The 13131-nt window shown below is 35.8% G+C and carries 10 protein-coding genes; 2 read left to right on the forward strand and 8 right to left on the reverse strand.

The genetic code is table 11. The features are described 5' to 3' along the window. Positions 1-34: 34 nt before the first annotated feature. From LNQ34_RS06900 to LNQ34_RS06920, 5 genes are all read right to left on the reverse strand, one after another. On the reverse strand, positions 35-1498 hold the full coding sequence (locus tag LNQ34_RS06900) for an OmpA family protein (protein WP_202700574.1): 1464 nt from the start codon (positions 1496-1498) through the stop codon (positions 35-37). Positions 1499-1612: 114 nt separating this feature from the next. Beyond that, positions 1613-2806 (reverse strand): glycine C-acetyltransferase, encoded by a 1194-nt coding sequence (kbl, locus tag LNQ34_RS06905; protein ID WP_202700573.1) that lies wholly within the window; start codon positions 2804-2806, stop codon positions 1613-1615. A gap of 80 nt (positions 2807-2886) precedes the next feature. Further along, a complete protein-coding gene (locus tag LNQ34_RS06910) occupies positions 2887-6045 on the reverse strand; it encodes a UvrD-helicase domain-containing protein (RefSeq protein ID WP_229999044.1) in 3159 nt (1052 codons plus the stop codon). Positions 6046-6191: 146 nt separating this feature from the next. After that, a complete protein-coding gene (locus LNQ34_RS06915) occupies positions 6192-6791 on the reverse strand; it encodes a lipoprotein signal peptidase (protein ID WP_202700571.1) in 600 nt (199 codons plus the stop codon). Positions 6792-6916: 125 nt separating this feature from the next. Further along, entirely contained in the window at positions 6917-7132 is a 216-nt protein-coding gene (locus LNQ34_RS06920) for a hypothetical protein (protein ID WP_229999045.1), read from the reverse strand. A 179-nt stretch (positions 7133-7311) separates the two neighbouring features. Between LNQ34_RS06920 and LNQ34_RS06925 the strand changes: the two genes are divergently transcribed. Together LNQ34_RS06925 and LNQ34_RS06930 are read left to right on the forward strand one after the other, a co-directional pair. Further along, a complete protein-coding gene (locus LNQ34_RS06925) occupies positions 7312-7668 on the forward strand; it encodes a roadblock/LC7 domain-containing protein (RefSeq protein ID WP_202700569.1) in 357 nt (118 codons plus the stop codon). A gap of 32 nt (positions 7669-7700) precedes the next feature. Beyond that, entirely contained in the window at positions 7701-8081 is a 381-nt protein-coding gene (locus tag LNQ34_RS06930; protein WP_202700567.1) for a hypothetical protein, read from the forward strand. A gap of 259 nt (positions 8082-8340) precedes the next feature. On the opposite strand, the gene LNQ34_RS06935 is transcribed toward LNQ34_RS06930, so the two are convergent. The 3 genes from LNQ34_RS06935 to recO all read right to left on the reverse strand — a co-directional run bounded on the left by LNQ34_RS06935 (position 8341) and on the right by recO (position 12973). Then, positions 8341-8721 carry a TraR/DksA family transcriptional regulator gene (locus LNQ34_RS06935; RefSeq protein WP_017497677.1) on the reverse strand — a complete coding sequence of 127 codons (381 nt, stop codon included), beginning with the start codon at positions 8719-8721 and terminating at the stop codon, positions 8341-8343. A 6-nt stretch (positions 8722-8727) separates the two neighbouring features. Next, positions 8728-12129: an isoleucine--tRNA ligase gene (ileS, locus tag LNQ34_RS06940; protein ID WP_229999046.1), complete on the reverse strand. Its 3402-nt coding sequence runs from the start codon at positions 12127-12129 to the stop codon at positions 8728-8730. 130 nt (positions 12130-12259) lie between these two features. Next, a complete protein-coding gene (gene recO, locus LNQ34_RS06945; protein ID WP_202700565.1) occupies positions 12260-12973 on the reverse strand; it encodes a DNA repair protein RecO in 714 nt (237 codons plus the stop codon). Positions 12974-13131 lie beyond the last annotated feature (158 nt).

Below are 13131 nucleotides of genomic sequence, written 5' to 3' on the forward strand. Positions count from 1 at the left end.
AAGAATGGCTTTTAGTATTTATTTAGACAGTAAATTAGATTTTACCTTGGTATTTAGAACCAATGTGTTTAATTTCTGTTCTTCTGTTTTGTGCTTTACCTGCAGCAGTTTTGTTGCTTGCAACTGGTTGAGAAGATCCGAATCCTTTAGACTCTAAGTTCTCAGCATTTACACCTCTTTCGATTAATGCATTTTTCACAGCGTCAGCTCTTTCTTGAGAAAGTTTGTCGTTGATTTTTGCAGAACCTGTACTATCTGTGTGTCCTTCGATAGAGAATTTCGCGTTTGGATAGTTTTTAAGGATTTCTTTAATTGCATCTAATCTAGCTGGAGTTTCTTTGTCACCAGTTTTGAAAGTAGCTTTTCCTGAGTTAAAGTAAACCGCTCTAGCTTGAACTTTAAGATCTTCTAAAGCTTCAGTAGTTACTTCAGGACAACCTCTGTTAGAAGCAGGACCGTAAACTGTAGGACAATCGTCATCTTTATCAGCTACACCGTCTTTGTCAGCGTCTAAGAAAGGACAACCACCATTTTCTCTAGGACCAGCAACTGTAGGACATTTGTCATCTTTGTCAGCGATACCATCACCGTCAGTATCAGGACAACCTTTTAAAGCAGCTAAACCAGCAACATCTGGACAAGCGTCATCTTTGTCAGCAATTCCGTCTCCGTCAGTATCAGGACATCCGTTTAATGCAGCTAAACCAAATACATCTGGACAAGCGTCAGAAGCGTCAACGATTCCGTCTCCATCAGTATCAGGACATCCGTTGAATTGTTTTAAACCAGCAACATCTGGACAAGCATCATCTTTATCGTAGATTCCGTCTCCGTCAGTATCTTTACCTCCGAATTTGAAAACTAGACCTGCAGTGTGTTGAAAGTGAGATGGAGCATCTGGAACACCAGCTTTGTCTGTTCTATCACCACTAACTGACCATTTGTATCTTGTAGCAAGCTCAAGACCAATAGCATCAGTAAACCAGAAAGTAACACCAGCACCTGGGTTAACAGTTCCGTAGCTGCTATCTCCGAAGAAAGTATAACCTCCACCAACAGATAACGAAGGATCGATTACTTTAGATTTGATTAATTCCTGGAAGCTATATTTAATAGTAGCATCAATTCCGTAATACATCAAGTCACCAGGATTAGTTACTACGTTACCTCTACTATCATGCCCTACAGCAGATGGACTGAAAGTAACATACTTATCAATCTTGTTCACAGATCCTTGTAAACCAACAGAGAAACCGCTACCTACATATCTATTTACACCAATGTAAGATAGAGAAGGAAGAATATTCCAGTTGTCTTTTACAGCGAATGGCTGAGAAAAATGTTGATCGAAGAAACCACTTCCTGACCCAGAACTTGTTCTAGTATCAACGGCATTAACTCCAAAAGAGATAGCCCATGGATTGTTGCTGTCTTGTGCGTGAGAACTTAAACCCATCACCATCATCACAGCAACTAAAAGTTTGTTAAGATGTTTCATACTTAATTTTTTTTAATTACAATTTAGTTAATTACAAGCAAAAGTAACACCAAAATTTTTAAATACAAAATGAAATGTTAAAAAAAACCTACAAAAATTCGACCAAAGTGGGAATTATATAACTTTTAACATTTGTCCGACAACTGTAAAAGCGTCTATAGCCCTGTCTAAGTGCTCTTTTGTATGCGCGGCCGATAATTGCACTCTAATCCTCGCTTTTTCTTTAGGTACTACAGGGAAGAAGAATCCGATTACATAAATGCCTTGTTTCAATAATTCATTTGCCATAGTCTGCGACAATTTCGCATCATATAACATGACCGGAACGATAGCCGAATCTCCATCAATGATATCAAAACCGGCTTTTTTCATTCCTGCTTTAAAGTAATTGGTATTCCATTCTAATTTATCTCTTAAAGTAGTATCCTTTTCTAACAATTCAAATACCTTAATAGAAGCCCCAACAATAGCCGGTGCTAGTGAGTTTGAGAATAAATACGGTCTTGAACGCTGACGCAATAACTCAATAATTTCTTTTTTGGCAGTAGTATAACCTCCCATTGCCCCACCTAAAGCTTTACCAAGGGTTCCGGTAATAATATCAACTCTTCCCATAACTCCTTTTGCTTCGAGAGTTCCTTTTCCGGTTGCTCCGATAAATCCTGCAGCATGGCACTCGTCTACCATCACCATAGCATCGTACTTATCTGCCAGGTCACAAATTTTATCAAGGGGTGCTACAAGGCCGTCCATTGAGAAAACTCCATCAGTAACAATTAATTTGAAACGCGCACCAGCTTCATTTGCTTTAATTAATTGCTGCTCCAAATCTTCCATATTACTGTTCTCATAACGGTAACGCGCTGCTTTACACAAACGAACTCCGTCAATAATAGACGCATGATTCAGACTGTCTGAAATAATAGCATCATTTTCTCCTAACAAAGGTTCGAAAACACCACCATTGGCATCAAAAGCCGCGGCATAAAGAATAGTATCTTCTGTCCCATAAAAATCTGCAATCTTCTTCTCTAAAGTTTTATGAATATCCTGTGTTCCGCAAATAAAACGTACTGATGACATCCCAAAACCATGTGAATCCATTGCGTCTTTTGCCGCTTGTACCACTTCAGGATGTGATGAAAGTCCTAAATAATTGTTGGCACAAAAATTTAAAACTTTTTCTCCTGTGGAAATCGTTATCTCAGCATCTTGTGCTGAAGTTATAATGCGTTCTTTTTTGAAAATTCCGTTTTCTTCAATTGTTTGCAACTCATTTTGCAAATGTTCTTTTATTTTACCGTACATTTCTATTTATTTAAAACGTTAAAAATTAACAACTTAAGACAAAAACACCTAGTCAAACCTTTAACATCTGATTAATTTTTTCACAAATTTACTACATCGATTTCTGATCCGATGTATACCAACGCTTTTTTTAACACTTTATAACCTAAATCCTCTATAGCCTCCTCATACTCCTGAATTTGTCTTGTATATTTTGAATTGATCACTCCTGTTTTATAATCCAACAAATAAGCTTCTTTATTTGAAGTAAGAACAATACGATCGGGTTTTAAAATCCTGCCTTCTTTCTGAACAATTGTCTGTTCGTTCAAAATAGTTGCATTTCCATCGAAACAAATACTCAGCTCCGGATGATTCACAATTTCCTGAAGTGTCTTTGAAACCATATCGACCTGATCGTTTGTAATAAGTCCATTTTCAATTCCTTTTGTAATTGCCAGATCCACATCCGACCGATCTTTAACAAAAGCCAGAATTTCGTGAACTATATTACCATAAGCGATTGCCTCCTGCTGATGCGTTCCCCACATTAAAGCCTCTCGTTGTGCAATCTTGATGTTTTTCGGATTTAAAACTTCCGAAACAACAGGAATCGTCTTCACCAAATCAACTGATTTTACAGCATTCGAAAGCCTACTCTTATTGCCAAACTCATACTCTGATCGTTCAGCATCATAAACCCCTTTATGCATTAAATACCGAATAAAAAAAGAAGCCATATTATTAGGCAATTCACCATCTTTCCTTTCTTTCATCCCTTGCGATATCACATACAATTGCTCTTCAGCACGTGTTAAAGCAACATACAAAACATTTATATTATCCAGCAGTTCTTCCTGTTTCTTCAAGTTAAAAACTGCCGAAGCACTCTCACCGAAACCTTCAACCGCACTACTATTATCGATCAAAGCTTTTGGAACATCTAAATTTACATCTTCGGTGTCGAGCCATAATTTATCCTTTGGTTTTCGATTGTAGTCTTCTTCTGCAAATGGCATAATGACAACCGGAAATTCCAATCCTTTTGATTTATGAATCGTCATGATCCGAACAGCATTGTTTCCTTCAGGAGACGGAATGCTAAATTTCTCCGCATTTTTATCCCAATAACTTAAAAAATCAGCTATACCAGCCTGATTTCTCATGTCCCGCTCTAAAACAATATCCAAAAAGAACTGAACATAGGCATTTCCTTCATTAGGAAGAATAAATTTTGCAATTATAATTTCAACCGCCTCATACAAGGATTTTTTACGAACATCTTCGAAAGAAAGCGAGACATCAAAAGTTAAAAGCCATTTTTCAAAATCACCTTCCTTTTTTTGAGACATCCCTAAAGCAATAAAGTCATGAATTGGCAGCTGAACTTCTTTATTGGATCCCAAAAAATGAAGAAAATTTGCTTTCGACTCTAAATCAGCACTGTTGTTTAAATATTTCAGCAAGTAAACAATCAAACGCACCTCTGTTGCATTTTGAATCATTAGGGTTTCAGATGATAAAAGCGGAATATTCTGCTCCGTTAAATAGTTCGCAATAGCAATTCCCTGATCTCTTTTTCGGGTTAAGATTACAATATCCTTGTATTCAAAACCTTCCCGAACCACTTTTTGAATGGTATTTAAAGTCGCCAAAACATACAGATCCGATTTCTCGACCACTTCTTCTTCGTCTGCATAATCTGACTTCTCGATTAGAGGAAGAAAAGCAATATTAACATAGCCTCCCTTCTTTGAATTTATGTTCTGAAAACTATGATTTTCATACAAATCTTTGTAATCTTCATTGGTAAACTCTGCCGAAATTAATTTAAAAAAATCGTTATTAAATTCAATTACCTCACTATAACTGCGGTAATTTGTATCTAAATGCTTAACCTCTTTTTTATGGTTAAAAAAAGCATTTTCTTCTTTTCCTAATTCTATAAACTGTTCTGCTTTTCCCCCTCTCCATCGGTAAATAGATTGTTTCGGATCTCCCACTATCATCAGCGTCCCTTTGTTTCCAAAATCATCTTCTCCGGAAAGGGAATTATGAATCAGCGGAATCAGATTCTGCCATTGCATCTCGGAGGTATCCTGAAATTCATCGATAAAAAAATGGCGGTATTTCTCTCCCAAACGCTCATAAATAAACGGTGCAGGCTGATTCTGAATTTCACGGTGAATAATAGCGTTGAATTCAGAAATAGACAGTACATTTTGCTCTGATTGAATTTTAGCCAATTCATTACTAACCGTATTCAACAGCGACAATGGCGTAATATTTTTCAGAAAGGCTTTATAGAAATCTCTTTTTTCGAAATTCTTATAGATTTTCACCAGAATATGAAGCAGTTCAGGGATTATATTTTCAATTAACGCACGGTCTTTTGCGGTTTTATTGATTGCTATATCATCAAATTCGTGAAAAGTTTTATTTCGTGGATTAAATTTCCCGTCGCGAATACTTTCTAAATGGTTTGGAAAAGTACCGCGAGAGAATGACTTCAAATCGATTCCGTTTTTATCGATTAAAGCTAATGCCTCAATCGCAAAATTTTCATTTTCAGATTCGAGTTCTTTACACAAAGCGAGCATTTTTTTCTTGATCTCAATAAACTCTTCAATAGATTTATCCTGAAAATGAGAAATTTCATTCCGATTGTTTTCATTCAGAACGAGCCTACCCGTTTCTAAGATTTCCCGGGAAACATCCCAACTTTTATCATCGTCGGTTTTTTCCATCGTGAAATCAACCAACAGCTTAGTCAATGTTTCGTCCTGACCGGCCTGTGCAATTATAGCGTCAACGGCCTCAACCAGTAAGTTCTCTGTATCCAAAGTGACTTCAAAGGTCATTGGCAGATTAAGATCATGTGCAAAAGCACGAATCACTTTATGTGTAAATTTATCAATGGTAGAAATATCAAAAGCAGCATAATTATGAATTAAGTGCTTGATAATATTTTGAGATTTTGTTTTAATCTTAATAACCGAAAGTCCGGTATCCCGAGACAAATCCTCCATCAAATCGTTTGCTTTTGCGGAAGGCTCATCTTTTGCAAACTCAGACAAACTTCCAACAATACGGCTTTTCATTTCATGAACTGCTTTATTGGTGAATGTAATGGCCAGAATGTTGCGATAAGCATCGTTCCTTGGAGAAGAAAGAATAATTTTAAGGTACTCTTTTACCAAAGTATAGGTCTTTCCGGAGCCTGCAGATGCATCATAGATAGAGAAAGACGGACTTTGCATAAGTTTGGTTTTTCGTAGGGTAAAAATAACACATTAATTTTAAACAGGCTCTAAATCCCAATAATGTAAAATTCCAATACCTGATGCATTTAATACATACAGTTATTGGAATTTGGAAATTAAATATTTTAGACTTTTTACAAAAATTATGCTGTTTTAGGAAATGCTCTTTTATTAAAAACCAGCAATATCCCCACTCCTGTAGAAATTGCCACATCGGCAACATTAAAGATCGCATTAAAAAAAGAAACCTCTTCACCTCCCCATAAAGGAAACCAGGCAGGTAAAGTACCTCTCCAGATCGGAAAGTAAAACATGTCTACAACCAAACCATGAAACCATGTTCCATAAGGTTCCGGCGAGAAAAGCGTTGCTAAATTACTATCACTGGCATCAAAAATAACCCCGTAGAATACTGAATCGATTATATTTCCGGCAGCTCCTGCAAAAATCAAAGCAATGGCAACAATTAAATAATTAGAATAACGCTTCTTAACCGAATCGGCTAACCAGTATCCAATTCCGAATACAGCAAAAATCCTGAAAACAGTCAAAATCAATTTACCATATTCTCCGGGAATTTTAGTTCCCCAGGCCATTCCCTCATTTTCAATAAAATGAATTCTAAACCAGTCAAAAACTTCCACTTCATCTCCTAGTACAAAGTTTGTTTTTACATAGATTTTTGAAAGCTGATCAACAATTAAAACTAAGAATATAAGCAAATACGCTTTTCGTAATGACATTTTATTAAATTTTGATGCGGCAAAAATAACAATTTAATCAAAAAAAACGCTCCCAATGGAGCGTTAATTGTTTTTTGAGGACAAACGAGCAGGTATTACATCAATTCATCACCTATATAGAGAATTTATTTTCTCACATTGGACTGCGCTGACTTTTTGGGAGGATCAGCGAAGAATTCTGAAATCGACTTAAAGAGCCCTTTCCCTTCTTTTCCTGCTGCTGCGTTCTTAGCCTCAGCTTTCTTGACCTGAGTTTTAAACTGAATACGAATCCTTTCAAATTCTTTCATTCTGTGCTCTACATCAGAGCTTACCTCTTTAAATTTCAACACTTTAGCCATTTTACAAGATTTTAATGTTAAATAAATAAAATTATTCATGATTTGGTATTACAATGATACATAATTTAATTTATATTTGTTAATAAAAATTAACACTTGTTTAGATTAAAAGATCATATTTACCCTTTATACGGCATTAAAACGAAAAGAATTTAACAACTTTCTTAAATCCTACAAATATGAATGAAATCACAACTACTCTAAACGATTTTCTGCTTCATACCAAATCTTCCGCAGCATTAATTATCAATGGAAAAGGAAAACTAATCACATCACTTCACTTAGACTATGCAGACAGTATTGCCGCAATGAGCTCTGCCATAGTATCGATGAGCGACAAATTATTATTAGATCTTGAAAAAGGCTCCTTAAAACAACTCTTTTTAAAAACCACTGAAGGAGTTATTATCGGAAACAAAATAAGCGGCACAAATTTCATTATTACATTTTCAAAAGACGGAAGCAATCTGGGGTTATTATTACGATCGACCGAGGAAACTGCTGCTGAGTTAAGCAAAAATTCACTGTTAAAATAACATATTTCTATTAACACCAAACCCCGAAAACTATGAGTAATGACTTTTTAAACGTTTTTTTGAATGAAATGAAAACTAACGTAAACGGCTTTATTGCAGTAGCTGTAACAGAAATCGAATCAGGATTAAGCTTTGGAAACCTGACAATAGATCCGGCATTTGACCCTGAACTTGCAGCAGCATACAACCTAGAAGTTGTTAAAGCAAAATTAAGCGCCGTAAAAGCTTTAAATTTAAATCAGGAAATCGAAGACATTTTGATTACACTTTCGAATCAAATTCACATCATCGACATTTCTCCCAACAAAAAATTCATGATCTATCTTGCCGCTGACTCTACTAAAGCAAATTTAGGAATGACAAGAGCTGTTTTAAGAAAACACAAATTAGAACTGGAAAAAAATCTGGCTTAATCTCAAGCCAACTTTTTAATTAGAACTGTCTTCCAAACTGGCAGTTCTAATTATTTTTTACTCCTTATAGTCTCCAAAAACTATCGTTTGAAAAATTCTTACAAAAAATAAGCAACATTATTTTACTACATTTAGCCTTTTGTAATTCAATTCTTTATTTATCACTCCGTTACTCCTTAAACAAAACCGTTAAAACATTAAACAAAAAAAACGCCCCTAATTAAGGAGCGTCTATTTTATGAAGTATTAAAATTGAAAATTATCTCTGCAAGTTTTTAGCTTCGATACTCATTGTAGCATGAGGAACGATTTTAAGCCTTTCTTTGCTGATTAATTTACCTGTTACTTTGCAAATACCATAGGTTTTATTTTCAACACGGAATAATGCGTTTTTCAGATCGCGTATAAACTTTTCCTGTCTGATCGCCAACTGTGAGTTTGCTTCTTTAGACATTGTTTCGCTTCCTTCTTCAAATGCTTTAAAAGTTGGAGAAGTATCATCTGTTCCGTTATTCAAATCGTTCATATAAGCACTCTTAATTAAATCCAGATCAGCTTGTGCTTTTTGTATTTTGCTTTGAATTATTTCTTTGAACTCTGCTAAATCAGCATCAGAGTATCTTGTAATTTCATCTATCATCTTATATTATTTTGAAATTAATATCATTGTTTTAATGTCATCAAATTCAATTTCTGTGCCGTTTTCTAAAGCGTCAACAAAAACCAAATCATCAGTCAATGTCTCAGACTTAATATAGTCTTCATTTTTTAGAATTGCCTCTTCTAAAAGGCCACTTCTTTTTATTTGAACTTTAATTTTATCGGTAACTTCAAATCCTGAATCTTTACGAATATTTTGAATTCTGTTTACCAATTCTCTCGCGATTCCTTCGTTTTTCAATTCTTCAGAAATTGTAATATCAAGTGCAACCGTAATTCCATTTGAATTTGCAACCAGCCAGCCTTCGATATCCTGAGATGTTATTTCGACATCTTCTAATGATAAAGTTACGGTATTTCCTGCAATTACAATATCCAATGCTCCCTGCTTGTCCAATTGATTGATCTGACCTGCAGAAAAAGACTGTATCTCTTTGGAAATCAACCCCATATCCTTACCGAAACGTGGCCCAAGAGCTTTAAAATTAGGCTTAATCTGTTTCACCAAAATACCTGAATCATCGTCTAAAAGCACAATTTCTTTAACGTTAACTTCTGCTTTTACAAGTTCAGAAATCGCTTCAATTTCAGCCCTCTGATTCTCGTCAAGTACCGGAATCATTACCTTTTGCAAAGGTTGACGTACTTTAATCATTTCCTTTTTACGCAGTGACAAAACCAAAGACGATATAGTTTGCGCCTTCTGCATTTTGCTTTCTAACGTTTTATTAACAAAGTTTTCGACAAATTTCGGGAACTCTGCCAAGTGAACACTGGCAAATTGCTCTGTTTGCGTCGAACCTGTTAGATCGCGGTATAATTTATCCATGAAAAAAGGAGCGATCGGAGCACTTAATTTACTTATCGTTAATAAACAAGTGTAAAGCGTTTGATAGGCTGCGATTTTATCATGGGCGTATTCTCCTTTCCAGAAACGACGACGACACAAACGAACGTACCAGTTGCTCAGGTTTTCCTGAACGAAGTCAGAAATAGCCCTTGCTGCTTTCGTAGGCTCATAATCTTCATAACATTCGTCAACAAATTTTATTAAGCTATGCAATTCAGACATGATCCACTGATCGATTTCCGGTCTTTCGTTTAACGGAATTTCAGCTTCTGCATATTTAAACCCATCAATATTGGCATATAACGAGAAGAATGAATACGTATTATACAGCGTTCCGAAGAATTTACGGCGAACCTCAGCAATTCCTTCAATATCAAACTTTAAGTTATCCCATGGATTTGCATTAGAGATCATGTACCAACGTGTGGCATCAGGACCGTACTCCTTAATGGTTTCAAAAGGATCTGTTGCATTTCCTAAACGTTTCGACATTTTTTGTCCGTTTTTATCCAGAACCAAACCATTCGAAACGACATTTTTGTACGCAATTTTATCAAAAACTAAAGTTCCGATTGCATGCAGTGTATAAAACCATCCACGAGTCTGATCGACACCTTCTGCGATGAAATTCGCAGGGAAATCTTTATTCTCATCGATTTTATCTTTATTTTCAAAAGGGTAATGCCATTGTGCATAAGGCATCGCTCCCGAATCAAACCAAACGTCAATTAAATCGCTTTCACGTTTCATTGGCTGGCCTGAAGCTGAAACCAAAGTAATTCCGTCGACTACATTTTTATGCAGGTCAACTAAATCATAATTTGATTCAGACATATTTCCGATTTCAAAACCTTTGAATGGGTTTTCTTTTTGAAAACCTGCTTCGATAGATTTTTCGATCGCATGATACAATTCTTCAACAGAACCAATAAGAACTTCTTCTTTTTTGTCTTCAGTCCTCCAAATTGGCAATGGAATCCCCCAATATCTAGAACGAGATAAGTTCCAGTCGTTGGCATTTTTCAGCCAGTTCCCAAAACGTCCTTCACCAGTAGACTTAGGCTTCCAATTGATAGTTTCGTTCAGGTCGAACATTCTATCTTTGACATCGGTTACTTTAATAAACCATGAGTCTAGCGGATAATATAATAACGGCTCATCAGTTCTCCAACTGTGTGGATAACTATGTACGTATTTTTCAACCTTAAAGGCTTTATTTTCTTCTTTTAATCGAATAGCAATTTCAACATCTACAGAACGCTCCGGCGCCTGACCTGCATCGTAATATTCGTTTTTCACATATTTCCCTGCCAAATCACCTACATGAGAAGTGAATTTTCCTTGCAAATCTACTAAAGGAACTGCTGTACCATTTTCATCTAAAACCAACATTGGCGGTACTTCCGGCTTAGCTTCTTTTGCTACTTTCGCATCATCAGCACCAAAAGTAGGCGCAGTATGCACTACTCCTGTTCCATCTTCTGTGGTAACAAAATCTCCTGTGATTACTCTGAACGCATTTTCAGGATTCTGATAAGGCAACACGTATGGTAATAATTGTTCGTAGCGAATTTCTGCCAAATCGGTTCCTTTTGCTTCTGCTACAATTTTATACGGAAGCTGTTTATCGCCGTTTTTCACTTTATCAAAATCAGCATCGTCTTCGCTGGCAAAAAATCCTTTTCCGAATTGCTTTCCAACTAAATTTTTAGCCAAAATCACATTGATCGGTTCAAAAGTATACTGATTGAACGTTTTTACTAAAACATAATCGATTTTTGGTCCAACTGTCAAAGCAGTATTCGATGGTAATGTCCATGGAGTGGTCGTCCAGGCCAGGATGTGAATATCTCCAAAACCTTTCAAAAATGAAGGTAATGTTTCCGGTAACGTTTTAAATTGTGCTACGATTGTAGTATCCGTAACATCACGATATGCTCCGGGCTGATTCACTTCGTGAGAAGACAATCCTGTCCCGGCTTTAGGTGAATAAGGCTGAATGGTGTATCCTTTGTACAACAAACCTTTATCGTAGATTTGCTTCAAAAGCCACCAAACCGATTCCATATATTTAGGTTTATAGGTTACATACGGATCTTCCATATCTACCCAATACCCCATTTTTTCGGTCAAATCATTCCATACATCGGTATAACGCATTACGGTTTTTTTACACGCTTCGTTATATTCTTCGATAGAAATGGTTTTACCAATATCTTCTTTTGTAATTCCAAGTTCTTTTTCGGTACCCAATTCTACAGGCAATCCGTGAGTATCCCAACCGGCTTTTCTTTTTACCTGAAAACCTTTTTGAGTTTTGTAACGACAGAAAATATCTTTAATTGCACGAGCCATCACGTGGTGAATTCCAGGCAATCCGTTTGCTGAAGGCGGACCTTCAAAAAACACATAAGGCTCAGCACCTTCACGGGTACTTACACTCTTTTCAAATATATTTTCTTTCTTCCAAAAATCAAGTACTTCTGACGCTACTGTTGGCAAGTCAAGTCCTTTGTATTCAGTAAATTTTGTGCTCATTTTATACTTTTCTTAAACGAGGTGCGAAAGTAAGGAATTTTGAGGAATATAGATAAAAGATGTTTAAAAAAAGCGCCCGGACAGAAAATTTCTAATAGATCTCGTAAAAAAGAATGTCGATTTTAAAAAATTAAGAAAAAATCTCCTTTAAAACCTCTAAAGATTTTGGTTTTTTGAATCCTTCCAAATGAAAACTGTAGTAATCAATGAGGATTTTCAGTAAAATTTGCCTTTCAGCTACATGAAAAACCTTCTGATCGTTTTCGAATTTAAGATCAATTAATTTCTTAAAAAGATTTGTTTCATGTTCTGTCAAAGTATTTGCTCCATGAAACAAAGTAAAAACGCCGTCAATCATTTCAAAATAAGAAAATTCAACTTCTGAAATATCAGGATAAAAACCAAAATACTTTGTAGCTTCCAAAAGCAGAATCAAATGAAAATTCGAAATTTCATCATGGTGATCCAGCCAACCCAATGCTGTCTCTAAAAACACAAAAAAGGCTTCATTTTTTTCTTCTTCCTGAATGGAATAATGGAGCATTTCAGACAAAAACATCACCATCGTACTTTTTACAAGATCGGTATGGATACTTTGAAAAGGTACTGCTGTTTTTATCTCCTTAAAAGTTTCTAAGGTTCCTTTGTTTTTGTGTACCGCCTCAATCTCAAGAACAGACAATGGCTGAAAATAAGCAATTTTCTGACTTGCTTTCCGACTCGAAAAGGCATCACGTACAAAATAGGATTTCAGTCCGTGTGAAAGTGTAAAACACTTTACGATCAGGCTTTTCTCCTGAAATTTTAACGATGAGATTACTATTGCTTTGGTTTTGACTAGCAAGATTAGATTTTTAGATTGTTAGATTGTTGGATTTTTAGACTGCTTAGATGTTGGACTTCTTAGATGTTAGACTTCTTAGATGTTGGATTATTGGACTGCTTATATGTTAGACTGCTTAGATTGTTGGATTTTCAGATTTTTAGACTTCTTAGATGTTA

The organism is Flavobacterium lipolyticum (genome assembly GCF_020905335.1).
Taxonomy (GTDB): domain Bacteria; phylum Bacteroidota; class Bacteroidia; order Flavobacteriales; family Flavobacteriaceae; genus Flavobacterium; species Flavobacterium lipolyticum.

Coding starts and splice junctions, on each gene's coding strand:
- LNQ34_RS06910 (WP_229999044.1), bottom strand. CDS start 6,045: ATGCAAAGTCCGTCTTTCTCTATCTATGATGCATCTGCAGGCTCCGGA.
- LNQ34_RS06935 (WP_017497677.1), bottom strand. CDS start 8,721: ATGATAGATGAAATTACAAGATACTCTGATGCTGATTTAGCAGAGTTC.
- LNQ34_RS06925 (WP_202700569.1), top strand. CDS start 7,312: ATGAATGAAATCACAACTACTCTAAACGATTTTCTGCTTCATACCAAA.
- ileS (WP_229999046.1), bottom strand. CDS start 12,129: ATGAGCACAAAATTTACTGAATACAAAGGACTTGACTTGCCAACAGTA.
- LNQ34_RS06920 (WP_229999045.1), bottom strand. CDS start 7,132: ATGGCTAAAGTGTTGAAATTTAAAGAGGTAAGCTCTGATGTAGAGCAC.
- LNQ34_RS06930 (WP_202700567.1), top strand. CDS start 7,701: ATGAGTAATGACTTTTTAAACGTTTTTTTGAATGAAATGAAAACTAAC.
- LNQ34_RS06915 (WP_202700571.1), bottom strand. CDS start 6,791: ATGTCATTACGAAAAGCGTATTTGCTTATATTCTTAGTTTTAATTGTT.
- LNQ34_RS06900 (WP_202700574.1), bottom strand. CDS start 1,498: ATGAAACATCTTAACAAACTTTTAGTTGCTGTGATGATGGTGATGGGT.
- kbl (WP_202700573.1), bottom strand. CDS start 2,806: ATGTACGGTAAAATAAAAGAACATTTGCAAAATGAGTTGCAAACAATT.